18 protein-coding genes are annotated in these 26,176 nt (G+C 70.1%); 12 read left to right on the top strand and 6 right to left on the bottom strand.

Annotation, left to right across the window (positions count from 1 at the left end; translation table 11 throughout):
- Positions 1 to 29 precede the first annotated feature (29 nt).
- The 5 genes from HUW46_RS07300 (at position 30) to HUW46_RS07280 (ending at position 5,069) form a co-directional block, all read left to right on the top strand.
- The gene (locus HUW46_RS07300; RefSeq protein WP_215546559.1) at positions 30 to 782 is read left to right on the top strand and encodes an SDR family oxidoreductase; all 753 of its coding nucleotides are present in this window, start codon (positions 30 to 32) and stop codon (positions 780 to 782) included.
- Entirely contained in the window at positions 779 to 1,843 is a 1,065-nt protein-coding gene (locus HUW46_RS07295; RefSeq protein ID WP_215546558.1) for a phosphotransferase family protein, read from the top strand. Before HUW46_RS07300 ends, HUW46_RS07295 begins: the two co-directional genes overlap by 4 nt.
- Positions 1,843 to 2,505, top strand: a complete 663-nt coding sequence (locus HUW46_RS07290) for a histidine phosphatase family protein (RefSeq protein ID WP_215546557.1) — start codon at positions 1,843 to 1,845, stop codon at positions 2,503 to 2,505. The genes HUW46_RS07295 and HUW46_RS07290 overlap by 1 nt, the downstream gene beginning before the upstream one ends.
- A 10-nt stretch (positions 2,506 to 2,515) precedes the next feature.
- The gene (locus tag HUW46_RS07285; protein WP_215546556.1) at positions 2,516 to 3,430 is read left to right on the top strand and encodes an SMP-30/gluconolactonase/LRE family protein; all 915 of its coding nucleotides are present in this window, start codon (positions 2,516 to 2,518) and stop codon (positions 3,428 to 3,430) included.
- A 142-nt stretch (positions 3,431 to 3,572) separates the two neighbouring features.
- Positions 3,573 to 5,069 (top strand): nitrilase-related carbon-nitrogen hydrolase, encoded by a 1,497-nt coding sequence (locus HUW46_RS07280; RefSeq protein WP_215546555.1) that lies wholly within the window; start codon positions 3,573 to 3,575, stop codon positions 5,067 to 5,069.
- Here the strand turns inward: HUW46_RS07280 and HUW46_RS07275 are convergent.
- Positions 5,029 to 6,204, bottom strand: a complete 1,176-nt coding sequence (locus HUW46_RS07275; RefSeq protein WP_215546554.1) for an ROK family transcriptional regulator — start codon at positions 6,202 to 6,204, stop codon at positions 5,029 to 5,031. The two genes, HUW46_RS07280 and HUW46_RS07275, sit on opposite strands and share 41 nt — an antisense overlap.
- Positions 6,205 to 6,227: 23 nt before the next feature.
- On the opposite strand from HUW46_RS07275, the gene HUW46_RS07270 reads away from it, so the two are divergent.
- The 3 genes from HUW46_RS07270 to HUW46_RS07260 all read left to right on the top strand — a co-directional run bounded on the left by HUW46_RS07270 (position 6,228) and on the right by HUW46_RS07260 (position 8,532).
- Positions 6,228 to 6,914, top strand: coding sequence for an HAD family hydrolase (locus HUW46_RS07270; RefSeq protein WP_254125895.1), 687 nt, complete (start codon positions 6,228 to 6,230; stop codon positions 6,912 to 6,914).
- Between the two features lie 446 nt (positions 6,915 to 7,360).
- Positions 7,361 to 7,669 carry a hypothetical protein gene (locus HUW46_RS07265; RefSeq protein WP_215546553.1) on the top strand — a complete coding sequence of 103 codons (309 nt, stop codon included), beginning with the start codon at positions 7,361 to 7,363 and terminating at the stop codon, positions 7,667 to 7,669.
- Entirely contained in the window at positions 7,669 to 8,532 is an 864-nt protein-coding gene (locus HUW46_RS07260; RefSeq protein WP_215546552.1) for a hypothetical protein, read from the top strand. Before HUW46_RS07265 ends, HUW46_RS07260 begins: the two co-directional genes overlap by 1 nt.
- On the opposite strand, the gene HUW46_RS07255 is transcribed toward HUW46_RS07260, so the two are convergent.
- A complete protein-coding gene (locus HUW46_RS07255) occupies positions 8,529 to 9,989 on the bottom strand; it encodes an NF041680 family putative transposase (RefSeq protein ID WP_254125894.1) in 1,461 nt (486 codons plus the stop codon). The two genes, HUW46_RS07260 and HUW46_RS07255, sit on opposite strands and share 4 nt — an antisense overlap.
- Before the next feature lie 137 nt (positions 9,990 to 10,126).
- Here HUW46_RS07255 and HUW46_RS07250 point away from each other — a divergent pair, with 137 nt between their 5' ends.
- The 3 genes from HUW46_RS07250 (at position 10,127) to HUW46_RS07240 (ending at position 12,811) form a co-directional block, all read left to right on the top strand.
- Positions 10,127 to 10,924 carry an alpha/beta hydrolase gene (locus HUW46_RS07250; RefSeq protein WP_215546551.1) on the top strand — a complete coding sequence of 266 codons (798 nt, stop codon included), beginning with the start codon at positions 10,127 to 10,129 and terminating at the stop codon, positions 10,922 to 10,924.
- Positions 10,921 to 11,445, top strand: a complete 525-nt coding sequence (locus tag HUW46_RS07245; RefSeq protein WP_215546550.1) for a hypothetical protein — start codon at positions 10,921 to 10,923, stop codon at positions 11,443 to 11,445. The genes HUW46_RS07250 and HUW46_RS07245 overlap by 4 nt, the downstream gene beginning before the upstream one ends.
- A gap of 130 nt (positions 11,446 to 11,575) precedes the next feature.
- Complete coding sequence (locus HUW46_RS07240) at positions 11,576 to 12,811, top strand: MFS transporter (RefSeq protein WP_215546549.1); 1,236 nt, start codon at positions 11,576 to 11,578, stop codon at positions 12,809 to 12,811.
- On the opposite strand, the gene HUW46_RS07235 is transcribed toward HUW46_RS07240, so the two are convergent.
- Genes HUW46_RS07235 through HUW46_RS07225 form a run of 3 tightly spaced genes read right to left on the bottom strand, consistent with a single transcriptional unit; the run spans position 12,795 to position 21,900 of the window.
- Positions 12,795 to 13,670 (bottom strand): alpha/beta hydrolase, encoded by an 876-nt coding sequence (locus tag HUW46_RS07235; protein ID WP_215546548.1) that lies wholly within the window; start codon positions 13,668 to 13,670, stop codon positions 12,795 to 12,797. The genes HUW46_RS07240 and HUW46_RS07235 overlap by 17 nt on opposite strands.
- Positions 13,667 to 20,143, bottom strand: a complete 6,477-nt coding sequence (locus tag HUW46_RS07230) for a type I polyketide synthase (RefSeq protein ID WP_215546547.1) — start codon at positions 20,141 to 20,143, stop codon at positions 13,667 to 13,669. Before HUW46_RS07230 ends, HUW46_RS07235 begins: the two co-directional genes overlap by 4 nt.
- Before the next feature lie 5 nt (positions 20,144 to 20,148).
- Positions 20,149 to 21,900: a fatty acyl-AMP ligase gene (locus HUW46_RS07225; RefSeq protein WP_215546546.1), complete on the bottom strand. Its 1,752-nt coding sequence runs from the start codon at positions 21,898 to 21,900 to the stop codon at positions 20,149 to 20,151.
- 437 nt (positions 21,901 to 22,337) lie between these two features.
- Here HUW46_RS07225 and HUW46_RS07220 point away from each other — a divergent pair, with 437 nt between their 5' ends.
- A complete protein-coding gene (locus HUW46_RS07220; RefSeq protein ID WP_254125892.1) occupies positions 22,338 to 23,756 on the top strand; it encodes an MFS transporter in 1,419 nt (472 codons plus the stop codon).
- 162 nt (positions 23,757 to 23,918) lie between these two features.
- Here HUW46_RS07220 and HUW46_RS07215 read toward each other — a convergent pair whose 3' ends face one another.
- On the bottom strand, positions 23,919 to 26,057 hold the full coding sequence (locus tag HUW46_RS07215) for an MMPL family transporter (RefSeq protein ID WP_215546545.1): 2,139 nt from the start codon (positions 26,055 to 26,057) through the stop codon (positions 23,919 to 23,921).
- Positions 26,058 to 26,176: the final 119 nt, after the last annotated feature.

Raw genomic sequence — 26,176 nt, 5'->3', positions numbered from 1 at the left:
GCTTGTTACTGGCGGGTAAGGTGCGCGGTATGACGCTGCGGAAGAACATCGTGATCACCGGCGCGAGCTCCGGCCTCGGCGAGGGAATGGCGAGGGGCTTCGCCGCCAAGGGCCGCAACCTCGGCCTGTGCGCCAGGCGCACGGACCGGCTGGAGAAGCTCGCCGCCGAGCTCAAGGCCGAGCACCCCGGGATCGAGGTCGTGGTGCACCCGCTCGACGTCAACGACCACGACGAGGTGTTCAAGGTGTTCGGCGACTTCCGCGCGGATCTCGGCACCGTGGACCGGATCGTGGTGAACGCGGGGCTCGGCAAGGGCCAGCCGATCGGCACCGGCCGCTTCGACGCGAACAAGCAGACGCTGGAGACCAATCTCGTGGCGGGCCTCGCCCAGTGCGAAGCCGCCATGCAGATCTTCCGCGACCAGCGCGCCGGCCACCTCGTCGTGGTGTCGTCGTTCAGCGCGCTGCGCGGGTTGCCCCGCAACGTCACCGCGTACTCCGCGTCGAAGGCGGGACTGTCCGCGCTCGCGGAGGGCATCAGGGCTGATGTGCACGGCAAGCCGATCAAGGTGACGACGCTGCTGCCCGGCTACATCGAGTCGGAGATGAACGCGCGGGCCGGTGGCAACCTGTTCGTCACCAAGGCCGAGGTCGGTGCGCGCGCACTCGTCAAGGCCATCGAGTCGGAGGCCGCGACGTCGTACGTGCCGACGCTTCCGTGGGCGCTGCTGAGCCCGATCGTGCGGCTGGCCCCGGTCGGGCTGCTGAGGAAGTTCGCGTGACCGGCGCGGCGGACGACCCGACGGTCGAGGTCCGTGCCGAGGACCGGTTCGACGTCGACGCCGTGCACGACTGGCTTTCGTCCGAAGTGGACGGACTCGGCGGGCCGCCGGAGGTGCGCCAGTTCCCGCGCGGCGCGTCGAACCTCACCTACCTGCTGCGGTACCCGGATCGCGAGCTGATCCTGCGCAGGCCGCCGCCGGGGCACAAAGCCGCGTCGGCGCACGACATGCGGCGCGAGTACCGGGTGCAGGCCGCGTTGAAGCCCGCCTTCGGCTACGTGCCGACGGTGCTGGCGTTCAACGACGATCCGGCCTTGCTCGGCGGCGACTTCTACGTGATGGAACGGCTCGACGGCCTGATCCTGCGCGGGGACCTGCCGCCGGGTTTGTCGCTGGACGAGCCCGCCGCGCGCGGGCTGTCGGAGAGCCTCGTCGACCGGCTCGCCGAACTGCACGAGGTGGACGTCGACGCGGTGGGCCTGCGCGATCTCGGCAAGGGCGCCGGGTACGTCGAGCGGCAGATCCGCGGCTGGACCTCGCGGTTCGCGAAGGCCAAGACGCCGAACGCACCGGAGTTCGCCGAGGTGATCGCCTGGCTGGAGGCGAACCTCCGCGACGAGGTGCGGATCTGCTTGATCCACAACGACTTCCGCTTCGACAACGTGCTGCTCGGCGACGATCTTTCGATCACCGGCATCCTCGACTGGGAGATGGCCACGCTCGGCGATCCGCTGATGGAGCTGGGGAGCACGCTGGCGTACTGGGTGCAGGCCGATGACGACGACGTGATGAAGGCGTCGCGGCGGCAGCCGACGCACCTGCCCGGCATGCTGACCAGGGCCGAGGTGGTCGAGCGGTACGCGAGCCGCAGCGGTCTCGAGATCGGCGACTTCACTTTCTACGAGGTGTACGGGCTCTTCCGCCTCGCGGTGGTGCTGCAGCAGATCTACTACCGCTTCCACTCCGGTGACACGCACAACCCCGCGTTCGCCGACTTCGGGCAGTTCGTCGCCTACCTGGAGTGGCGCTGCCTCGAGATCATCCACAAAGGACGGTCCTGATGGGTGCGGTCTACCTGGTCCGCCACGGCCAGGCGTCGTTCGGCGCCGAGGACTACGACCGGCTCTCCGAGCGCGGTGCGGAACAGGCCGCGCTCGCGGGCGCGGAACTGCGCCGCCGTGCAGTGACCTTCAGCCAGGCCAGGACGGGTTCGCTGGCGCGGCAGGTGAAGACCGCCGAAATCGCGCTCGCTGAACTCGGTTCCGCGCCCGCGGCCAAGGAAGACGCGCGCTGGAACGAGTACGACCACGTCGCGATCGCCGAGCACCACGCGGGCGGCGCCGACCAGGTGGGCGCCGATCCTCGCGAATATCAGGCGGTGCTGGACGCGGCGCTGACGAGCTGGGTCGAAGCCGGTGACGACAGCCCCTGCGCGGAAACCTGGCCCGCGTTCCTTTCCCGGGTGCGCGGCGCGCTCGAAGAACTCGTTGCCACGCTGGGAAAGGGCGAGCACGCGGTGGTGTTCACCTCCGGTGGGGTGATCGCGGCGGTGTGCGGCGCGCTGATGGGCGCACCGGAGGCGGGCCTGCTGAAATTGAACAGGGTGACCGTGAACGCGGGCATCACGAAGCTCGTGTCCGGCCGCGGCGGGCTCACCCTGCTGTCGTTCAACGAGCACCCGCACTTCGAGGCGGAGGCGGCGAAACTGCTCACCTACCGGTAAGGAGCACCCGATGCGGTTCGGCGAGGTCACGGTCGTGCAGGTCAACGGCGACGGCCCGGAGGACGTCCTCGTGGACGGCGAAGGCCGGGTGTACACCGGGCTCGTCGACGGCCGGATCATCAGGATCGGTGACGACGGCCGCCGGATCGAGGTCGTCGCCGACACCGGCGGCAGGCCGCTGGGTATCGAGTTCTACGGCGACGACCTGCTCGTCTGTGACGCGCGGGCCGGGCTGCTGCTGGTGAACCCCGTCGACGGCGCGGTGCGCGTGCTGGCGACCGAAGCACTCGGCAAGCCGTTCGTGTTCTGCAACAACGCCGCGGTCGCGGCGGACGGCACCATTTTCTTCACCGACTCGACCGAACGGTTCGGCATCGACAACTGGCGAGACGATCTGATCGAAAGCGAGCAGGGCGGCAGGCTGCTCCGGCGCACCCCGGACGGCGAAATGTCGCTGGTCGCCGACGGCCTGGAATTCGCCAACGGCGTCGCACTCGCCCCGGACGAGTCGTTCGTCGCGGTCGCCGAAACCGGCGCGTGCCGCGTCCGCAGGGTATCGCTGCCCGGCGGCGCGGTGACCGATCTCGTCACCGGCCTGCCCGGTTTCCCCGACAACATTTCCACCGGCAGCGACGGCCTGATCTGGATCACCCAGGCGAGCCCGAAGGTGCCCGCGCTCGATCTCGTGCGCAAACTCCCCGCGCCCGTGCGGCTCGCCGTGCGGAGGCTGCCCCGGTGGCTGCAACCGTCGCCCGGCCGCGAAGTCGGCGTGCTCGCGGTGGCCGCCGACGGCACCGTGGTGCACGAACTGCGCGGCGAGATCGAGGGTTTCCACATGTTGACCGGTGTCCGCGAGCGCGACGGGAAGCTCTACTGCGGGAGCCTGGAGGATCGGACGATCGCGATCACCGCGGTGCCCTCCTGAGCGTTATGTCCTTTGTGGACAACAAGGGGTACTACCCCTAGGGGGCCACTCGCGGGTGTGTCAGGGAATTCCCCTGTGGTCAAGCATGTGTACGCCGTATACGCTCGGGTGTACGCTGTAGACATGACAGGGGGAATGATCGATGGGTATCGGGACTGAACGATCCGCGCGGACGGCCGGGGTGTTGGGCGCGTTGCTGTGCTCGGCGGTGCTTTTCTACTTCGGCACCGGCCTTTCCCCGATCGCGGTGCTGACCTGGATCGCGCCGATTCCGGTGCTGGTGCTGGCGACCCGTGCCGGCGGCTGGACGGCCGCCGGTGTCGCTTTCGGGGCGTTTCTGCTGGGCACCGCGAATGTGTGGGGCTACCAGTCGCATTCGGGCGACGAGCCGCTGTGGCCGTTCGGGATCATCATGGACGTCGGTATGTCGCTGCTGTTCACCTTCGCCGTGTGGGTGTTCTGGGCGCTGGTGCGCCGCCGCCGTGCGCTGCTGGCCACCTTGGCGGCCCCGGCGGCGTGGACCGGCGCGGTCTACCTCGTCACCGTGGTCAACCCGATGGGGATGATGGGCAGCCTCGCCAACGACCAGGGCGACGCGCCGGTCGTGCTGCAGACGGCGTCGTGGGCGGGCATGTGGGGAGTCGAGTTCCTGGTCCTGCTGCCCGCCTGCGCGATCGCGGCGCTCTGCGCGCCCGATGTCGCGCGGGCCGCGCGGATCCGTGCCGGTGCTGTCGCCGCCGTCGTGCTCGCGCTGGCACTGGGCGGCGGCGCGCTGCGGCTGGCGAGCGGGGGAGGGACGGGTGCGCCGCAACGCCTGGCCGCGATCACCCAGAACGCGGGCTACCACTGGGGGCCCGATGTCGGTGGCCAGGAGGGGCGCGAACTCGTCGCGGCCTACGTCCGAGAGATCACGTCGCTGCCGGACGGGGTGCGGCTCGTGGTGCTGCCCGAGGCCGCGTTCAGCGCGGAGCAGGAGTGGCCTGCCGAGCTGGTCGGCCCGATGCGCCAGGCGGCCAAGGCCAGGGGTTTGTCCATTGTGCTCGGTTTCGAGTACTACGACCGGAAAGGCAAGCACAACTACGACTACGCCTTGGCTTTCCCCGCCGACGGCGCGGCTCCGGCGCGCTACCTCAAGCACCACGACATGGTCAGCCCACCCGGCCGCGAACTGGGTTTCGTGCCCGGCGCCGAGGTTTCGACCGCCATGGTGATCTGCGGGGACGCCAACTTCGCCAATCCGATCAGGGATTCCGCCGCGGCGGGCGCGCGGCTGCTCGCGATTCCGGCGGAACTCGCGGTTCCCCCTGGCAACAACGACGAGGGCGGCTGGCAGCACAGCCGCAATTCACTCGTGCGCGGTGTGGAAAACGGGCTGCCCGTCGTCTTTTCCGACGCGAACGGCAGCCTCATGGTCTCCGACGGCTTCGGCCGGGTGACCGGCGAGGCGCGCACCGGCGGCACGGCCCCGTTCACCACGGTCACCGCCGAGGTGCCGACCGGTCCCGGCGCGACGCTCTACACCCGGCTCGGCGACTGGTCCGCCTGGCTCTGCCTCGCGATCACGCTGGCCGGTCTGGTCTTCGCGCACCCGAAGACCCTCAGCCGACGATCTGGTGGGGATCGCGCAGTAACGGGGTGAAGGCGTGGTCGACGGCGCCGGTGAGCAGCGGCTCGGCGAGTTCACCGGGAACCGGCCGGAGGCCCCTGGTGCGAGCCAGCAGTGAGGCTCGGTGGAATTCCCGGGTCAGCACGTCCGGCTCGGCCGCCAGCAGGTCGGCGAGGAACTCGGTGAGCACGATGCGGTCGGGGTCCAGCACGGTGGCCAGCCCGGCGAGCCCGGAGCCGAGGATGCCCGCGGCGTGCCGTCGGGCGCGCTGTGCCCGCGGGGACTTGGCGCACAAGGCTTTCTCGGCGGTGGAGGTGGCGGCCGCGCGAGCCAGTGCCACGCCGTCGGCATAGCGCTCCAGGCATCCTCGCGAACCGCACGGGCAGGGCTCGCCACGGGAGTCGACCATGAGGTGCCCTGCCTCCACCGCGTGCCCGCCGCCGGTGAACAAGGCGCCCGCGTTCAGCACCGCGCCGCCGATGCCCTTGCCGTCGCAGGTGAGCACCAGGGCGTTCGCCGCACCGGCCGCGGCGCCGCGGCGGTATTCGGCCTTGGCGGTGAGGTTGCTGTCCCGGTCGAAGTGCAGCGGGAGGCCGGGCAGGTGTGCCGCCAGAAGTGTCCCGAACGGCACGTCGGCCCAGTCGTAGCACAGCGAGGAGTGCACGAACCCGTCGTCTTGGCGCAGCGCGCCGGGGATCGCGACGGCGACGCCCGCGCACGCACGGCCGGTGCCCGCTTGCTGCCGGACCGCGTGCTCGACCTGTTCGGCGACGACGGCCGCCAGCCGTTCCGGGGCGACGTCGCGTGCGCCGAGCGCGCGGTGCCGCGGTGGCGCGATGGGAGCGCCGATCGTGCCGGTGGTGACCCTCAGGGATTCGGGGCGCAGCGCGCACGCGACGACGAAGGGACCGGTCGGGGCGGGCGTGATCAGCGGCGACGGCCTGCCGCGCCCGGAGCCCGCGATGGTGTGGGCCGTCGTGCGGACCAGTCCCAGCGCGTCGAGTTCGGCAAGGGCGGTCCCCACGGCGCTGCGCGCCAGCCCGAGGGTCGCGGTCGCGCTGGTGCGCGACAACGGACCGCTGTCGTGCAGCAGCGTCAGGATCCGCGCGGCGGCGGTGCGGGGCGCGACTTCCGGCTGTTCGGTCAGCCTGCTCCCTTCCTTCGGCATGCCCCCTATCTTATTATGTACTCATGGAGAACAAAATAAGGGCGGAGTTGCGGGTCCGCGCACTCCTGCTCGACCTGGACGGAACGCTGGTGGATTCCCACGCGGTCACCAGGCGCAGCTGGCAGCGCTGGGCCGAGGCGGTCGGCGTCCCGCTGGAGTCGTTCTTCCACCGCACGCACGGCAGGCCGGGCCACGAGGTCATGGCCGAGGTGCTCCCGCGGCGCTCCGCCGCCGAAAACCTCGCAGATTCCCAAGCTCTGCTCGGCTACGAACTCAACGACACCGACGGCGTGCGCGCGCTACCCGGTGCCGCTCGGCTGCTGGCGTCGCTGGACGACATGCCGTGGGCCATCGTCACCGCGTCCACGAAGCCACTGGCCAGGGCGAAACTCGCCGCCGCCCGTCTTCCGGTCCCGGACGTGCTGGTGACCGCGGAGCAGGTCGACGCGGGCAAACCGGACCCGGCTGGCTACCTGCTCGCGGCACGGCGCCTCGGCGTCGATCCCATGTGGTGCGCGGTCGTCGAGGACGCGTCGGCAGGCGTGCGTGCGGCCATCGCGGCCGGTATGCCCGTGCTCGGGGTCGGTGGACCGGTGGACCCGATGCCGACCTGGGACCTGGCTGGCCTCGACGACCTGGAAGCGTTGCCGGACGGCGTGCTGATCCGGCTGGTCGGCTCCCTCGCTCCAGCGAACGGCGCGCCGGTTTGATCCGATCGTAGTTTGCTCTAGCGGAGTGGGTACGAGTGGAGAATTGCCGTATTCGCCGGGTCAGTTGCCTCGGAACCGATATGCGGGACATGGCGCTGCTCGGGCTTGCGTGTCGGTCATGGCGGTGTGCGAACCCCGCGTGAGCCGGGATGCCTTGCACAAACACGCGTCCAGGACCTCCCGGCGTAGGCCGGGCAGGACCGCGGGCACCTTTCCTGCCCCTCCCGGCTGGAGATGTCCGCCGGGGTAAACGAGTCCCGGCGGGAGCCGAAGCGACCCGTCGGGGTCTCGTGCTGCGTAGAACTACTCATCACCCCTGAGTAGCGAACTGGGTGCGCAAGCGGTAGCGCATGTGTCACTGTGTGCCTACCAGTGTGTGATGAGATCACCCAAGGGTGTTTCACTGGCACAGGTAGTAGTGATCCATACAGCCGGGGAGGGCTTTTATGGGCTTCACAAGCGTGCCCGAAACGCTGCGCGCGACCAGCAGATCCGCGCATTCCGCGCTCGGGGAGCTGCGCGGTGCGGACTGCGGGAAACCGGTCGCTGGCGTCGCTGGGGCGTTGCCTGGCGCGAAGGCCGGTGCGAACGCGACGATGTACTCCGACACGTGGAGTATGACGTTCATCGAATGGTGCACCGGGGCGGAGGCGCACGGAACCGCGTTCGCCACCGCGGCCGACACCTACGTCGCCGGTGACCACGCCGCGGCCGGGGCGATCCCGGGCAGCGACGCGCCGGGAGGCCCGATCTGATGGTCAGCCTCGCCGACGTGAAGAACTGGAAACCCGAAGTTCTCAACGAGATCGCCACTACCCTCCGTCAGCGTCAGCAGACCCTGGTGCACTCCGGCGACGACTTCGGCCGTCTCATGCCGATGGCCAGCTGGACCGGCCCCGCCGCCGACGCCGCCCAAGGAACCCACCAGCAGTTGATGACCCGGCTCATGGCGCTGACCGCGGTCACCAGCGCCGTGAGCAAGGGGCTGATGCAGGCTTCCGACGCCATCCCGCCCGTCAAGCACGCGATCGAAGCCGCCGAAGAACTGGCCCGCAAGTACGGCTTCACCGTCGACGCGAACGGCCAGGTCACCGATGACTTCGCCGGGAAAGAGCCGCCTCCGGAGATGCACCCGGAGGACCGCGCCCACGTGCACGAGCAGGTGGTCGCCGACCTCACCCAAGCCCTGCGCACTGCCGAGGACATCGACAACGATCTCGACTCGCTCTTCTTCCGGGCCGCCTTCGGTGAGTACGCCGACTTCCACCAGGGCACCGTCGCCGCTGCAGCGGATGCAGGTCTGAAGGAGGTTGGCCTGACTCTTCCCGATCCGCCGCCGAACGCCACTCCGGCCCAGAACGCTGCCTGGTGGGCGACTCTGTCGGGCGCGGGAAAGAGTTTCTACGAGCAGGGAAACCCTGGTGTAGTAGGAAAGTTGGACGGACTTCCCGTCGAAGTGAGAGATAGAGCAAACCGGTTCATGTTTGAGCAAAAGCTTGGCGACCTGCAACAGCAACGAGATGCGATTCGGCGCAAGCTTGACGGCATGAAAGAAAGCGATCCAGCGCAAGAGAACGAGTATCACGAACTTGAAGACCAGCTTAAGCTTGTCGTTTAAGTGGTGCGGCGTGGTTTGGTGCCTTTTTTGTGGTGTGTTGGTCGAGCGTGTGCCTGGCCGGTTGCGAGGACGCGTCCGACGTCGAAGCGTTGCGCTGTAACGGAGTTCTTCGACCCGGCGGGGCGGCCTGGTCCTGGTCGGGTGGGTTTCGGTGCCGCCGCTGGACGTGTGGTCTTCGTGCGGATGTTGCGGAACCCGCGCCGGACCCGGGCCGGGGTCAGTCTGGTCGGGTTGGCGGGGCGTTCCCAGGGGCGGCGCAGATCGGTGACCAACGACCGGGCCAGCCGGAGTTGGGTGTGGACGGCGATCATCAGCCAGGTCCAGCGGTCGGCGGCCTCCGGGGCGCGCAGCCGGGGCCGTGTCCAGCCGAGCGTCTGCTTGAGCAGGCGGAAGGTGTGTTCGATATCGAAGCGGCGCAGGAACATCTGCCAGCAGCGGTCGACCTCGGCCGGGGTGGTATCGACGCCGGAGAACCACAGCCAGACTGGTTTGTTCACTCCACCGCTGGGCAGGCGCTCGACCCGGAGCCGGATCACCGTCCCCTTGATGATCGGCAGCGGTCCCTCGTGGCCGGTCCAGGCGGCCCTGCTGGTCAGCTTGGGATGCAACCGGTTCCACGCCTGCGCGGTCGCCAATCCGTAGAGCCGGGTGTCAGTGCTGGTCACGACATGCTCGGAACCCCAGGTGGCCGGGACACCGAAGACGAACTCGCCACCGTGGCGCGACGGCCGTCCGGCGACACCCGATCTCCGGGCCGGTGCTGGGCGGCGCAACACTCGGTCCGAGCGCATCCGCCCCAGGATCCGCACAGGCAGATCGGCAAGCAGATAGGCGATGCGCGGCGCGTCGTAGCCAGCATCCAAGACCACCAGGATCTCCCGGTCACCCTGGTGCCACTGGCCCGCGGCGATGAGTCGTTCCACCACATCGCGGATCTGTCCGGTGGTCACCGCGGCGACATCGGCGCCGGGCAGTAGCCGGACCGCGTCCAGCAGCGCCGTCCACGAGGTGCGCCCGCTCTCCAACGCGGCCACGACCGAGTACGGCCAGCCAGGAATCATCCGGTGCTCGTCCTTACCGCGCCCGTAGGTGTGACAAAACGAGCGGGCCGGACAGGTCGCGCCGTCGGGCCGTAACCACGGGGAAACGTCCACCGCGAGCACCAGCCGCCCATCCGCCGCGCGGGGCAACGGCAGACCGGCCACCACGGTGCGCAACCGATCGAGGTCGACCCGGCCGTTGTTGATCGCGTCATACAGGCCGCCACGCCCACGCCGATGCTCCGGCGCCAGCGACAACCCGACCAGTGTCCGGACCGGCCCATCAGTGCACAACACCGCATCGGCCAGCTCGAACAACCCATCGGACCGGCGAGACAAGCACCCATAGAACTCCTGCCGGAACCGGTTCAGGTCCCCGAGCGCCTGCCCCCGATCACCATCATGCACACTGATCACGCAGCCCTTGAGTCGATCTTCCTTCTGTCGCAAGAGGAATCATCGACCAAGGGCTGCACTCATGATCAACTGGGGTACACCTCACCCACCGAGCCCTTAAACGACAAGTTAAGACTTTGGACGGCAAGTTAGAAGGAATGAACAAGCTGCACGAGCGACTCGTTCAGCCGCCAGATACTCCAGAAAGCAACAGATACTACCTTATCGACATCGACACACAAGACGATGGAAAGGTAATCTTGGCCAAAGGGAATCCGGACACGGCATCGAATGTTTCGACCTACGTCCCAGGAACCACGGCCGACCTTGCCAGCTTCAACGACGAAGTCGACAGAGCTGACTTGATGAATCGTGCCGCGATTCAAGCCGGTGGCGGCTCCGTGTCGACAGTTACCTGGCTTGGTTACGACGCTCCGGATGCTATCCAAAATGCCGCCAGTGAGAGTTACGCCGATGGTGGAAAGCAGTCGTTCGACAACTTCCAACAAGGTCTACGTGAAAGCCATCAGGGGCAGCCGTCCCACAATATCGCGATCGGCCACAGCTACGGAACGACTCTCATTGGCCACGCCGCACGCGACGGACATTTGCCCGTGGACGACATGGTTCTCATTGCCAGTCCAGGCGTAGGCGTAGACCGTGCCAGTCAACTTCACATGCCGCCCGACCATGTCTTCTCTACCACCGCGGACAAAGACGTAATCCAGCTTACAAACTTTCCAAGATCACCCTCCGGCGAGGGGCTTCCGATCGACCCCCTTGGCCCGAGTCCTACGGATCCGGAATTCGGTGGCAAGGTTTTTACCTCCGCGCGAGGTACAACTGCCCTCGGGGAACTGGAACTGCCGAGTATCGATGCGCATGGCGAGTACTGGACACGTGACAACCCGGCTCTTGCCAGTGTCGGGAAGATCATGGCGGGTCGACAACCATGAGTATGACCAAGCGGCCACATGTTCGAGTCGTAGCTGCGCCTTTGGCGCTTGGCGTCCTGCTGAGCCTTTTGATGTCAGGGTGTGGCCAAGGCGGCAATTCCCAGGGAGGTGACATGGCAAGTAAAATAACCCTGGCCGAGGCTGTCAAGCGAGTTGATGAACTGACTGAGTCCGCGCGCCAGCAAGCATATCCGCAAGCAAATTTCACCAATCCGGACAAAGACTACGATTTTCCGTGTTCAAATCCAGATGGTAGCCCATCGAAGACACTTCGTAACGCCACGGTCAGTTACCAGCTTTCCGGAATATCGAAGGAACAGCTGAACGACTACAAGGAGTCGTTGAAGCAGTGGTGGCAGAGGAACGGCTTTGCGGTCGATAATGATGGCTCTAAGCCGGACTTTGTTCGAGCTGTCGACAAGGCTGGATATAGCATGGCACTTCAAGTCAACGACCTCGGTCAGGCGTATCTAATGACGACATCACCATGTTCTCAGAAGAACGGAGCCGCCGATTCGTAACACGGCGATAAATCCTGCGACAGCAGACGTCGGTGACCGCCGCCCGGCGACGGGTGAACTGTGAAACGGCCACCGAACCTTGTCCCGCCGGGCCACCCGGAACCCCCGTGGTCCGGGTACTCTCCCTGCCATGACAGCGGGGGTACTCACCGAACCGACCGAGCCCGTCACCGGGCGCTGGATCGCCGCGCTTTCCACCGCCGTGCTCGGGTTCTGGATCGTGGTGGTGACGCCGATCCAGGTGCTGCTGCCGCTGCAGATCGAGCGGATCGACGCGGGCGGCAAGGAGACCAGTCTCGCGTGGGTGACGGCCGCGGCGGCGGTGGCGTCCATCGTGGCCGCGCCGGTGACCGGGGCGTTGTCGGACCGGACGACGTCGCGGCTCGGCCGCCGTCGTCCGTGGATCATCGGGGGCGCGCTGGTCGCGGCGGTGGCGCTCGCCGTGCAGTCGGCGCAGGCGACCGTGCTGGGGGTGGCCCTGTGCTGGGTGGTCGCGCAGGCCGCCCAGAACACGCTCTTCTCGGGCCTGAGCGCGACGGTGCCGGACCGGGTGCCCGTCGCGCAGCGCGGGCTGGTGTCGGCGTTCCTCGGCCTGGCGACACCGGTCGGGCTCGTGCTCGGCGTGCTGCTCGTGACGCAGGTGGTGTCCGGGCAGACGGCGGGGTACCTGCTGCTGGCCGGGTTGCTGCTGGCCTGCACGGTGCCGTTCGTACTGACCACATCGGACGATCCGCTGCCCGCCGCGGAGGCGGAACCGTTCGTGCTCAAGCGGTTCCTCGCCGGGTTCAAGATCGACCTCCGCCAGTACCCCGACTTCGGCTGGGCCGCGGTGTCCCGGCTGGCGATCCAGCTCGCGAACTCGATCGCGACGCTGTACCTGCTGTACTTCCTGCGCGACGACGTGCAGCTCGACGATCCCGCGGGTGGCGTCTTCGTACTCACGATCATCTACACCGCCGGGATTCTGCTCACCAGCGTCATCGCGGGCAAGCTGTCCGACCGCAGCGGCAAGCGGAAAGTCTTCGTGACCACCTCGTCGTGCGTGATCGCGCTGGCGATGCTGGTGCTCGCGGTCTGGCACAGCTGGGTCGCGGCCATGGTGGCGGCCGGGATCCTCGGGCTGGGCTACGGGGTCTACGCGGCGATCGACAACGCGTTGATCACGCAGGTGCTGCCGGTGGCGAAGGAGCGCGCGAAGGACCTCGGCGTGATCAACATCGCGAACACGGCGTCGCAGGCGTTCGCGCCGTTGATCGCGGGCGCGGTGATCGCGGCGGTGTCGAGCTACACCGTGCTGTACCTGATCGCGGGTGCGATCGCGCTGGCGGGCGCGGTGCTGGTGCGGCCGATCAAGGGCGTTCGCTGAGCAGGTTCTTTTCCACGTACGGCCACAGGTTGTCGATTTCGCGGGCGAAGGTCGTCCAGAAGTGGATGCCGGGGCCGAGATCGGTGGTGACGTGCGCCCCGGCCGCGCGGAGGGTGTCCACCAGGTCGTCGGCCATGCCGCGGACGAACCGTTCGACGAGTTCCATCCCGGCGACGAACTCCTCGCCTGGCACGCGCTTTCCGTTGCCCGCCGCGACGTAGACCTCGGTGCCCGCGAACCTTTCGGCGTGCAGGTGCGGGTCGTTGGCCGCCCAGCTTTCCGCGGCGTAGCGGCGAGGGCCCCAGATCCGGCCGGGCCGCATCCCCTCGCGCACCGCGAGCGTGCCCAGCAGCGCGGCCGTGCCACGACGCGTGAGGTGGGTGAAACCGCTCAGCGAAGCGGCGGCGTGGAACAGGCCGGGATGCCGCATGGTGTACCGCAGCGCGCCGTAGCCGCCCATCGAGAGCCCCGCCGCCATGCGCACGTCGGAGGCGCCGTATTCGGCTTCCAGCAAGGGAAGCAGCTCGCCGAGGTGGAAGGTCTCCCACTTCGGGACGGTGCCTTCGCGGTCGGGCACCCGCCAGTCGGTGTAGAAGCCCATCCGGCCACCGTCGGGCAACGCCACCAGCACGTCCGACTTCGCGGCCAGCGACCGCAGCGCGGTCCGCTCCACCACCGACGAGCGCACGTCCGACGAGCCGTGGAAGAAGTACAGCAGCGGGTACTTCCGCGACGGCGTCCAGCCGTCCGGGGTGAGCAGCGTGACGCCGCATTCCCTGCCGAGTGCGGGGGAGCGCAGCGTCAGCAGCAGCTCGCCGCCCTCACCCGTCCTGCTGTCTACAACGGACAGTCTCCTCACGTGCCGCTCCCCGCGCCGACCGGCGCACCGGCCGAGAGCAGCTCGGTGAGCCGTGCGGCGATGTGGTCCACATTGGGCGGATCCAGCAGCGACAGGTGGTGGCCAGGAACCACGATCACGTCGAGCGCGGGGCACACCGCGTCCCAGCCCCGCGCGTCGTCCGTGCGGTCGAAGCGGTGGTCCCGCAGGCCGCCCGGCACCTGGTCCGCGGCGCTGAAGAACACCAGCGGCCCGTCGTAGCGGTCCGGCCGGTAGAACTCGAGCGCCCGCGCGTCCACGAAGGAGGTCCGCTGGTGGTGCAGGATCGCCTCGCTGACCTCGCCGTTGACGAGGCCTTCCGCGCGCATCGTGTCGACCAGCAGCTGCGCCTGGTCCTCGACGCCGAGCCGGGCCAGCCGGTCGAACGGGAGGTCGATCCGCTTGCCGTAACTGGATTCGAGGAACTCCTCGAAGCGCTCCAGCCGCTTCTTCATCAGGTCCACATCGGACAGTCCGGTGTCGCCGGTGAGCGGGAGGATCGAGTCGATCATGGCGAGCAGCTCGACCTCTTCGCCCTCGGCCCGCAGCCGCTGCGCCATGTCGAACGCGATGAACCCGCCGAACGACCAGCCCGCCAGCCGGTATGGTCCGTGCGGCTGGATCTTCCGCAGCTCCGGCAGGTACCGCTCCACCCGCTCCTCGACCGAGACCAGCCCATCGACGCGGTCGAAGCCGTACGCCGGGATGTCTTCGTCGAGCAGGCCGACGAGCTGGCGGTACACCGCGGTGTCACCGCCGCCGGGGTGGAAGAAGAACAGCGGGTTCTGGTCGCCCCGTGTCCGCAGTGGACGGACGGGGCGCCCTTCGGTCTCTTCGTCGCGCAGGTGCACCGCCATCCGCTCGATCGTGGGGTGCTCGAACAGCTCCGAGACGGTCAGCTCGCGGCCGCTGCGCTCGCTCAGCAGCGCGGTCACCGCTTCGGCCTGCTCGCGGACGCCGCCCTCGGCGTAGAAGTCCGCGGTGACACCGTGTTCCCGGCCGAGCACGTCGGCCCACGCGGTGGACACGAGCCGTTCGGCCGCGTCCCTCGGCCCGACCTTGGTCGTCCGCGCGGGGGCCTCCGCGCCCTCGAGCCCCAGTTCGCCGAGCAGCCAGTGCTCGGTTTCCAGCACGTTCGCGCCGCGCAACAGGAGCGACACCGGCATCGCGCGGTCGAAATCGTGCTGCACGGCGTTGCGGATGCGCACCGCGAGCAGGGAGTCGACCCCGAGCGCGGGCAGCGGCGCGGTCACGTCCAGCGATTCCGCCGCGTAGCCGAGCACGCTCGCGACCCTGGTCCGCAGCTGCCGTGACACCGCGTCGTGGGCGTCCGCTGTGGACAGTCCGGCCAGCCGCTCGGAAAGGGGACGTTCGTCCTCGGCCGCCGCCGACGCCTCACCGGCGAGCAGCACTCCGAAGAACGGGACCTCCGCGAGGTGCGGGAAGGCTTCCAGCAGCCTGCGCGTGGCCAGCCGCATCGCACCGGTCGTCGGCCTGCCTTCGCCGATCACGGTGGCGAGCGCGTCGAGCCCCTCGGACGGCTCGATCGCGCGCATCCACGGCACTTCGAGATCCGCGGCCGCGCCGATTTCGGCCCAGGTGCCCCAGACGACCGAGGTCGCGGGCAACCCCGCCGAGCGCCGGTGCTCGACCAGCGCGTCGAGGTAGGCGTTCGCGGTCGAATACGCGGGCTGGCCGGGAAGACCGGGCGTCGTCGAGGCGGACGAGAACCCGACCCACCAGTCGAGAGTGTCCTGTTTGGTCGCTTCGTGCAGCCGCCAGCCGCCGTGCGCCTTCGGGAGCCAGGTGCGGTGCAGGGAATCGGCGTCGAGCAGCTTGCCGTCGGTGTGGTCGCCGAAGACCGCCGCGGCGTGCAGCACCCCGCGCAGCGGGACGCCGCCTTCGGTTGCGGCCCCGGCGAGCCGCTCGGCCACGCCCGGTTCCGCGAGGTCGCCGAGCACCACGCGCACCTCACCCGGCATCCCGGCGATCGCCTCGGCCGCGGCGGCACTCGGCTTGGACCGTCCATTGAGGACGATCCGCGCGGCGCCCTTGCCCGCGAGCCATTCCGCGAGGCGGATGCCGAGCCCGCCGAGCCCGCCGGTGATCACGTAGGCACCGTCGGTGCGGACGACCGGAACCGCGGCGGTGCGCGGCGACGGCAGCGAGGCCCAGTCGAGCCGCCGGGTGTACCGGCCGTCGCGGCGCAGCGCGACCTCGTCGTCGGTGCCGGAGGCCAGTTCGGCGAGCAACGCGCCCGCCAGTGCACCGCCCGGCATTTCCGGTGCCACGTCGACGATCGTGGTCCGCAGTTCCGGGTGCAGGTAGGCGAACATGCGCACGAGCCCGCGCTGCGCGGCGAACGCGGGCTCGACCGGCTCGCCGTCGCGCACGGCGGCGGCGCCGGTGGTCACGACGAAGATCCGGGCGTGCCCGCGCGCGGTGCGCTCGGCGAGGAGCCGGACGGTGTCGGACACCGCGAGCACCGCGCGTTCCGCCGCGGCGAGCGCGTCAAGTCCCGTGCTATCAGTGGGTTGCAGGAAAAGCAGGTTCAGATCGCCGTCGGCCGCGATCACCTCGCGGATGGCCTGTTCGTCGCGGTAGTCGATCGACGTCACCTCGGCGCCGGTATCGGCGAGCGGGTCCGTCAGCTCGTGCCCGCCCGCGCTCAGGAGCACGACGCGACCGCGCGGCCTGCTCCGCGCGGGCAGCGGGTCGAGCCGCCAGCGCGGCTCGACGAGCCGTTCGGAGACCGGTGCGAGCAGCTCGTCCGGGTTCGCCCTGCGCAGTGCGATCTCGCCGATCTCGAGCACCACCACGCCGTCCGGGTCGACGAGGTGCAGATCGCCGACGTGACCGCCGTCGGCGGTGGTGGTCACCGCGATCCGCGCCGAGGACGCGCGCGCCGGATCGCCGTAGACGCGGACCGTGCCGAGCGAAACGGGCACCAGGACCGAGTCGTTGTCGTTCAGCGCCAAGGTGAACAGGCGCAGACACGGGTCGACGAGCGCCGGGTGCAAGCGCAGCTCGGCGCCGAGTCCTTCGGGGACGTCCACTTCGGCCACCGCGCGAAGGCCGCGGCCGGTGGCGACGCGGATCGCGCCGATCGTCGCGAACGAAGGCCCGTAGGCGGGCGTCCGCGGCGCGGGATCGGCTCCGGTGCGGCGGACCAGGTCGCGGTCGTCCACTTCGGACACCGGAGGGGCGAGCGCGGTTTCGGCGAGCACGGACAGCTCCGCGGTGGCCAGCAGCCGCCACGGCGCGCCGTCGGCCCTGCCGTGCACGCGGAATTCGCCGGTGTCCGCGACCACCGTGGTGGTCACCGAGGTCGACTCGCCGAGCGGCAGCGTGTCCAGCAGCGCGAGGCCGCGGACCAGTACCCGGTCCGCCGACACCGCGAAGGCCGTCCTGCCCGCCGCGTTCGCCAGCTCCAGGTACGCGGACGGGGCCAGCGCGGCCCTGCCGTCCCAGCGGTAGTCGGGCAGCCACGGCAGCGCGGTGTGGTCCAGTTCGGCCTGCCACACCAGCTTCGGTTCGTCCGGCAGGTCGATCGCGGTGCCCAGCAGCGGGTGGGTGTCCGAAGTGGACGCGGCCGGCGCGGCGGGTGCCGGTTGCGGCAGCCAGTGCCGGACGTGCCGCCACGGCGTCGCGGGCACGTCGGTGACCGCGCCGCCGCGTGCCACGCGCACGCCACCGGCGAGTTCGATCGCCGCGAGCTGCGTGTGGAAGTGGGTGGTCTCGTCGTCGGAGTTGCTGCCGCTGGCGAGTACCAGCGCACCCGGCCCGCCGAGGTTCCCGGTCAGCGCGTGCCGCAGCACCGGGTGCGGCGAGATCTCGACGAAGGTGTCGTAGCCGTCCTCGGCCGCCGCGGCCACGGCACCGGAGAACCGGACCGGGCGGCGGAGGTTGGCCGCCCAGTACTCGGGGTCGAAGGCGGGCACGCCGCGCGGGTCGGCCTCGGCGGTGCTGTAGAAGTCCAGCGCGGGCTCGTCCGCGCGGATGCCGATCAGCCCCTCCACGAGCGTGCCGGTGACGCGGTCGACGATGGGGGAGTGCGCGGCGACGTCCAGCTTGACCAGTTTCGCCAGCAGCCCTCGCGAGTCCACATCGGACACGATGCGCCGCACCTCGTCCGCGCGCCCCGCGATCACGGTCTCCTTCGGCGCGGACAGCACCGCGACGTCCACATCGGACAGTCCGTCGACGAGCTCGCCCGCTTCTTCGGCGCCGAGTTCGAGCAGCGCCATCGCGCCGTCGCCGGCGAGGGAGGCCAGCAGGCGCGAGCGCAGCGACACGATCTTCGCGCCGTCGGCTTCGGAGATCGCGCCCGCGACGACCGCCGCGGAGACTTCGCCGAAGGAATGCCCGATCACCGCGCCTGGCTGGATGCCGTACGCGGCCCAGAGATCGGTGAGCGCGAGCTGGATGCCGAACAGCAGCGGCTGGACGTGATCCATGGTGCGCGCGTCGACACCACCGAGGAGGTCGTCCTTGAGCGAGTACCCGCTTTCGGCGGCGAGAAGGGGATCGAGCCGGTCGATCGCGGCGGCGAACACGGGTTCCTCGGCGTAGAGCCGCTTGCCCATGCCCGCCCACTGCGAACCGTGCCCGGAGAACACGAACACCGGCAGCCTGCCCGCCGGGCGGGGCTTCCCGGTGATCACGCCGGGGGAGTTCGCGCCCGCGGCGAGCGCGCGCAATCCGGCGACCAGGTCTTCGCGCCCGTCGGCGACGACGGCGGCGCGGTGCCGTCCGCCGAGCCGCCGCGCCAGCGAGTGCTCGACGTCGGAAAGCGGGACGTCGGAAGCGAGCCACGTGGCGAGTTCCGAAGCCGTGTCGGCGATCCGGTCCGCGGACGGCGCGCCGAGCAGGAACCGGCCGCGCGCGGCGCGCCGGGGCGACGGCGGAGTGGCGGCGGGGGCCTGTTCGAGCACCACGTGGGCGTTCGTGCCGCCGAAGCCGAACCCGGACACGCCCGCGACGGCGGTGCCGTCCGGCCACGGCCGCGCACTGTCCACAACGGACAGTTTGAGCCGGTCGAAGTCGATGTGCGGGTTCGGGCCCGCGTAGTTGAGGCTCGCCGGGATCCTCCCGTGGTGCAGCGCGAGCACGGTCTTGATCAGCCCGGCGATCCCCGCCGCGGCTTCGAGATGCCCCAGGTTGCTCTTCACGGAACCGAGCAGCAGCGGTTCGTCCCTGCCTTCACCGAGCACCGCGCCGAGCGCGCGCGCCTCGATCGGGTCGCCGAGCAGCGTGCCCGTCCCGTGCGCTTCGACGTAGGCGACGTCGGCCGGTGCGATCCCGGCCTGGCGGCAGGCCGTGCGAAGGAGTTCTTCCTGCGCATCGGGATTCGGCGCGGTGAGGCCGTTCGACCTGCCGTCGGAGTTGGCCGCGGTGCCGCGGACCACGGCGAGCACGCGGTCGCCTGCCTCGACGGCGTCCGAAAGGCGCTTGAGCACGACCATTCCGGCGCCCTCGGCGCGGGCGATCCCGTCGGCGTCGTGCGAGAAGGGCTTGCACCGGCCGTCGGCGGAGCTGATCCCCATCTCGTCGAACGACGTGGTGACGCCGGGGCCGAGCAGCAGGTTCGCCCCGCCGACGAGCGCGGCGCCGGTTTCCCCCGAGCGCAGGCTCTGCACGGCGAGGTGCACCGCGGTCAGCGAAGACGAGCACGCGCTGTCCACCGCGACGCTCGGGCCGCGCAGGTCGAGCACGTAGGACAGCCGGTTCGCCGCGATCGAGAGCGCGCCACCCGTCCCGGTCCAGGCGTCCACTTCGGACAGATCGCCGAGTGCGCGCGCGGCGTACTCGGTGCCGCTGATGCCGACGAACACACCGGTTTCGCTGCCGCGCAAGGATTCCGGAGCGATCCCGGCGTGTTCGAGTGCCTCCCACGCGACTTCGAGCACCATCCGCTGCTGCGGGTCCATCCTGGCCGCTTCGTGCGGCGTGATGCCGAAGAACTCGGCGTCGAACCCCGCGACGTCATCGAGGAAACCGCCCCAGCGCGTGGTGCCGACGGCTTCGGCGGCGGCCTCGTCGTGCTCCCACCGCCCGGCCGGGACCTCGGAGGTCGCGGTGCGGGCTTCGGTCAGCAGCCGCCAGAAACCGTCCGCGCCGTGCACGCCACCGGGCAGGCGGCAGCCGACGCCGACGACCGCGATCGGCTCACCCGCCGCGGGCCGCGCCGGAGCGCGATCCTCGCGTGCCGGGCCGGATTCCGCGCCGGTGAGCGCGGCGGCCAGCCGGTCGATCGTGGGGTGCTCCCACAGCAGCGTCGTCGGCATCGGGCGGTCGAGCAGTTCCTCGAGCGCGCCGGAAAGCTGCACGGCGTCCCGCGAGGACAGTCCGTACTCGTCCAGCGGCAGCTCGGGGTCGACTTCGTCCTCGTCGAGCTCGCAGACCTCGGCGACCTGTTCGATCAGCCAGGACCGCAGCTCACGCGCGGTGGTCATCAGCCTTAGTCCGCCTTCTCCCAGTGCCGTGCCTTCGTGGCCGCGCGGGCGACCTTCCCGCTCGAGGTCCGCTGGACCGCGCCGGGCGGCAGGACGAGCACGTCGCGCAGCTTGACGTCGTGCGCCGCGGAAACCGCGCGCCGGACCGCCCTCGCGACCTCCTTCTCGTCGAAGCCGTCCGGTGCCGCCTTGCGGTTGAACTCGGCCACCACCGCGGCGCCTTCGCGACCGTCCTCCGTGGTCACCGCGAAGGCGGCGACGTGGTCGCGCCGGATCACCGGGTGCGCGGCCTGCACGGTCGCCTCGATGTCCTGCGGGTAGTGGTTCTTGCCGTCGATGATGATCAGGTCCTTGATCCGGCCGGTGATGTAGAGCAGGCCGTCGTGGAAGAGCCCGAGGTCACCGGTGCGGAGCCAGCCGTCGGCGGGAATGCCCGCCGCGCCGGCGATCCGGCCGCCGAAGGTCTCCGCGGACCGTTCCGGCTGCTCCCAGTAGCCGCTGGCCACGTTGGGACCGTGGACCCAGATCTCGCCGACGTCGCCGTCGGCGCGCAGGGTGCCGTTCGCGGGGTCCACGATGCGGACGTACTGGCCGTGCGAGCGCCCGGCGGCGACGAGATCGATCGAACCCTCGGTGCCCCGCTCGACCACGACACCGCGGTCTTCGCCGAGCGCGGCCCGGTCGAACGCGGTCACCGTCGGGCCTTCTTCGCGGGTGTTCGTGACGAACACCGTGGCCTCGGCGAGACCGTAGGACGGGCGGTGCGAGGTGGCCGGGAAACCGTGCGGTCCGAACGTTTCCTGGAACGCGGCGATGGTGCTCGCGCGGACCGGCTCGCTGCCGTTGATGACGGCCCTGACATCGGACAGGTCCAAAGTGGCGCGGTCGCTTTCGGACACCTTCCGCGCCGCGTACTCGAACGCGAAGTTCGGTGCCGCGGCGAACACCTTCGGGAAGTCGGAAAGCTGCTTCAGCCAGCGCACCGGCCGCATGATGAAGTTGAACGGCGTGATGAACACCGAGCGGGCGCCGGAGGCCACCGGCACGCACAGGAGCTGGATGAGCCCCATGTCGTGGAAGAACGGGATCCAGCCCGCGCAGGTCCAGGTGTCATCGACGCCGAACGCGGTGATCGCCTGGTTGCTGTTCTCCACCACCGCGCGGTGGGTGATCACCGCGCCCGCGGGCGCGCGCGTGGAGCCCGACGTGTACTGCAGGTAGGCGGGCGCGTCGAGGGACAGCGCGGGCGGCGTGTAGTCGGCGCCCGCTGGCTCCAGCGCGTCGACCGCGATGATCTGCTTCGGCATCGGAACCGCGCTCTCCTCAGCCAGCGAGCGGACCGCGGCGAGCGATTCGGAGGACGTCAGCCACACCTCGGGGGCGCAGTCGGCGAGCGCGCCGACGAGGCGTTCGCCGTGCTGGCTCACCTCGGGCGCGAACAGCGGCACGGCGATCGTGCCCGCGTGCAGCGCGCCGAGGAACGCCGTGACGTAGCTGAGGTCCTGGGGGGCGAGGATGGCGACCCGCTGGCCGGGTGAGGTGATCCGGGACAGCTCCGCGGCGACGGTGCGCACCTGCTCGGCGAGTTCGGCCCAGCTGAGGGTCACTTCGGTGCCCTCGCGCTCGGCGGCGTAGTCGCGGTAGGTGAACGCGGGCGCGGACGAACCGGCGCGGTCGACCAGCAGATCGGTCAAGGGCCGCACCGGGTTCTTCAGGCCGTCCGTCGGTTCGGGGTACCGGCGCTCAGCCTCGGGCATGTGCACTCTCCTGCAGGTGAAAGTGTTTGTGTGGCAGCCTCACGCGCCGAAATGGGCGTCCGTGCCGTTGGGCGCGCTTCTGCGGAAATCCACCGTCCGGTGGAGAAATTCGCGACGCGGAATACACCAATGGCATTGGCCGCGGGGGATCGGCCTGCCCTGGCGAATTCACGCTATTGGCTGATGTGCCTGCAAGACCGTAGCGATGTACGCATCAGGTTGCAAGTTGGTCACGCAACAACCCTCGATTGAGTGATAATCCTCCCCGGCTCCGGCGTTACCCTCTGCTACCGTTCTCCGAAAACCTGAACGATATTCGTTTCTAGTGGGTGAAGTGCCGGGGCCGGACGCGGGAGGGTGACGACCACCCGTCATGCTGTGCCCTTCGGAACGGTCAGCACACACGATCCGTGAGCTACCCGGGAGGAGCTACCCAGGTGACGGCAGTACGCATGCGCGGAGGATCACAACTCCGCGGCAGGCCGTGGCTCACCCTCGTGGGCGGCGTGCTCGGCGGCGCGATGGTCGGCCTGGACGGCACCGCGATCACGATCGCCGCGCCGTTCATCTCGTCGTCGGTCGACGCGACCCTCGGCGATCTGGAGCTCATCGCCAACGCCTACCTGGTCGCGCTCGCGATCGGGCTGCTGCCCGCGGGCAAGCTGGCCGACCGCATCGGCCGCCGCCGCACGTTCGTCATCGGTGTCGCGCTCTTCGGGCTCGCTTCGCTCGGGGTCGCGCTGTCCGGTGGTGTCGCCGCGCTGGTCGCTTTCCGCGTGCTGCAAGGCTTCGCGGGCGCGCTGCTGCAACCCGCCGCGCTGGCCATGCTGCGCAACGCCTTCCCCGCCGACAAGCTCGGCCTCCCGCTGGGCATCTGGGGCGGCGCCAACGCGCTGGCCATCGGGCTGGGGCCGGTGCTCTCCGGGCTCGTCGTGCAGGGATTCGGCTGGCAGGCCGTGTTCCTGCTGAACGTCCCGGTCGCGGTGCTCACCGTCGCGCTCGCCTTCTTCGCGGTCGTGGAGTCCAAAGGGGACGAAGGAACCGGCCGGGGCGGGCTGCGGCGGCTGCTGCGCGACCGGTCCGTCACGCTCGGCGCCGCGCTGGTCGGGGTGAGCTCGGTCGGCGTGTTCGCGCTGTTGTTCCTGCTCACCCTGTACCTGCAGAACGTGCGCGGGATGAGCCCCATCGAGGCCGGTGCGTGGATGCTCGCGCCGACCTGCGTCGTCGTGGTGTCCGCCCCGATCGGCGGGATGCTCGCGCAGCGGTTCGGGCCGCGCTGGCCGGTCGTCGCCGGTCTCGTGCTCGTCGCCGCCGGGCTGGTCGGCATGACCACGCTCGACCGCGGCTCGGTGTTCACCGACCTGCTCGCCCCGGGCCTGCTCGCCGGGTTCGGCACCGGCCTGTGCGTGATCGCGGCGACCGAGGCGATCATGGGCGGCACCCCGGACGAACTCGGCGGGATCGCCTCGGGGCTGCAGCAGGTCGCCTCCCAGCTCGGTGGCGTGCTGGGGATCGCGGTCGTCGGCGGCGTCATGTCGTGGCGCGTGTCGGACGCGCTGGGACGGCACAGCACCGAAGCGGGCCTGCCGGGCCCGGTGGCCGAGACCGTGCGCGCCGGAACCGACGCCGTCACGCAGGGCAAGATCCCCGACGGGTTCGAGCCTGGCACCGTCGGGGCCAGGCTCGCGAACGCCGTTTCCGCGGTCGCGAAGCTCAGCTTCGTCGACGCGATGGGCGTAGCGTTCCTGGTGATCGCCGCGGTGAGCCTGCTGGGCGCGATCGCCGGGGTGCTGATCCCGAAGACGGCCGCCCCGGAACCCGCCGACGACACCCCGGAACCCGCGCTCACCCCCTGACGGCCGCTTCGCGGCGCGTTCGGGGAACCGGCTGGGTTTGCCCTGAAGGCCACTTGGGCCCCGCGGCTGGCGGGCGCACGAGGGGTGGATCCGCGGCGTCTAGCGCCCCGAAGGCCACCTTCGGGGCATGTGCGGCCTCACCCGCGCCGCTCCCCGGGAAGGTCACTTTTCGGCGGGGCGGGGGCGTTTCGCGAGCTTGCCCGGCCACCAGATGACCCGGCCGAAGTCGACGGCGAGCGCGGGCACCAGCAGCGAGCGGACCAGGAAGGTGTCCAGCAGGACGCCGAAGGCGACCAGGAACGCGACCTGGGCGAGGAACAGCACGGGGATCACCGAGAGCGCGGCGAAGGTCGCGGCCAGCACGACCCCGGCCGAGGTGATCACGCCGCCGGTCACGCCGAGCGCGTTCAGGGTGCCGGTCTCGGTGCCGAACCGCGCCGCCTCCTCGCGGGCGCGGGTCATCAGGAAGATGTTGTAGTCGATCCCGAGCGCCACCAGGAAAACGAAGGCGTACAACGGGATCGCCGGGTCCGCGCCGGGGAAGTCGAACAGGTCGTTGAACACCAGCGCGCCGACGCCGAGCGTGGCGCCGAAGGACAGCACCACGGTCGCGATCAGCAGCAGCGGCGCGAGCAGGGATCTCAGCAGCAGCGCGAGCACGGCGAAGATCACCACGAGCACGATCGGGATGATCAGGTCCCGGTCGTGGGTCGCGGCGGCGATCATGTCGCTCTGCTGCGCGCTCTGCCCGCCGACCTTCGCGCCCGCGCCGGGGAGCGCGTGCAGGGCGTCGCGCAGCTTGCCCACCACGGTGACCGCGGACGGCGAGTCGGCGGGATCACGCAGCGTGGCGCCCATTTCGACGAGCCCGTCGACGATCTTGGGCCCGGCCGCGGGGTTCGCGGGATCCGCTGGGGACACCTGGACCTCGACGATCCCGTCGATGCCCTTCGCCGTGGTCAGCACCTGCTGCGCCGAGCCGGCGTTCGCGGTGATGATCGCCGGACTGCCGGTGCCGCCGGGGAAGTGCGCGCTGAGCACGTTCTGCCCGGTGACGGCTTCGACCTCGTTGAGGAACAGCGCCTGCTGGGAGGTGCCGCTCGCCTTCAGCGCGGGCACGAACAGGACGCCGGCGACGAGGACGAGCGTGCTCAGCGCCCACGTCCAGCGCGGCCGCCTGCGCACGAGCCTGGCGATCGCGTCGAAGATGCCGTGCGAGGTCCTGCGGTGCTTGCGGGGCACCGGATCGCCAGGCCAGAACGCGGCGCGCCCGACGAGCGCGAGGACCGCGGGCAGGAAGGTCAGCGACGCCAGCAGCGCGCCGAGGATGCCGAGCGACGCGATCGGGCCGAGGCTGCGGTTCGACGTCAGCTCGCTGGCCAGCATGCACAGCATGCCGAGGATGACGGTGCCGCCGGAGGCGCCGATCGGTTCGAGCGAAGCACGCCAGGCGATCTTGATCGCTTCGTGTGCCGACGGGGTTCTGAGCAGTTCTTCGCGATATCTGGCCACGAGCAGCAGCGCGTAGTCGGTCGCCGCGCCGAACACCAGGATCAGCAGGATGCCCTGCGACTGCCCGTTCAGCGTCAGGACCCCGGCGTGCGCCAGCAGGTAGATCACCGCGGACGACGAGGTCAGCGCCAGCCCGGCCGAGATGAGCACGAAGATCGGCAGCAGCGGGCTGCGGTACACGATCACCAGGATCACCGCGACGATGGAGGCCGTGATGATCAGCAGCGCGCCGTCGATCCCGCCGAACACCTCGGCGAAGTCGGCGTTGTAGCCGCCGGGCCCGGTGGCCAGCGCGCTCAGCCCCGGCGGCAGCCCCGCCTTCGCCTGCACGCGGATGTCCTTGACCGCGGTGCCCGCCTTGTACGGGTCGTCGCCCTTGACCGGCAGCACCACCTGCGCGGCCTTGCCGTCCGCGGACGGGATCGGCGGCGGCACGGCACCGTCGAGGCCGGGTGCCTTCGCCAGTTCCGCGGCCTTCGCCTTGATCGCCTCGGAGTCGGCGGGGGTCAGCCCGCTCTGCCGGTCGAACACCACCACGGTCACCAGCAGCCGGTTCTGCGCGAACCGCTCCTGCAGGTGCTGGACCTCCGTCGACTCGGCGCTCGCGGGCAGGAAGGAGCCGGGATCGTTGCTCTGGACCTCGCTGAGCTTGCCGAGGAACGGCGCGCTCACCGCGCCGATCGCCAGCCACAGCACGATCAGCAGCGCGGGCAGCAACCACCGCGCGCGCCGCGGACGCGATTCGTCCGACGGCAGCACGAGCTCGCCCGTGAAGTTCCCGCTCTGCATGGGGTATTTGTATCTCGCCCGCCGTGGTGTTTATCGCCCGGGAGTGTTGTTCGCGGTGCGGTGAAATCCGCGTAATCGGCGCGGTGTACCCAGCGTGACCCGCCGAATTCGGGCGGGCA

The organism is Amycolatopsis sp. CA-230715 (assembly GCF_018736145.1).
Lineage (GTDB): Bacteria > Actinomycetota > Actinomycetes > Mycobacteriales > Pseudonocardiaceae > Amycolatopsis.
The sequence above is the reverse complement of the archived record's forward strand: the minus strand, read 5'-3'. Positions and strand labels throughout refer to the sequence as shown.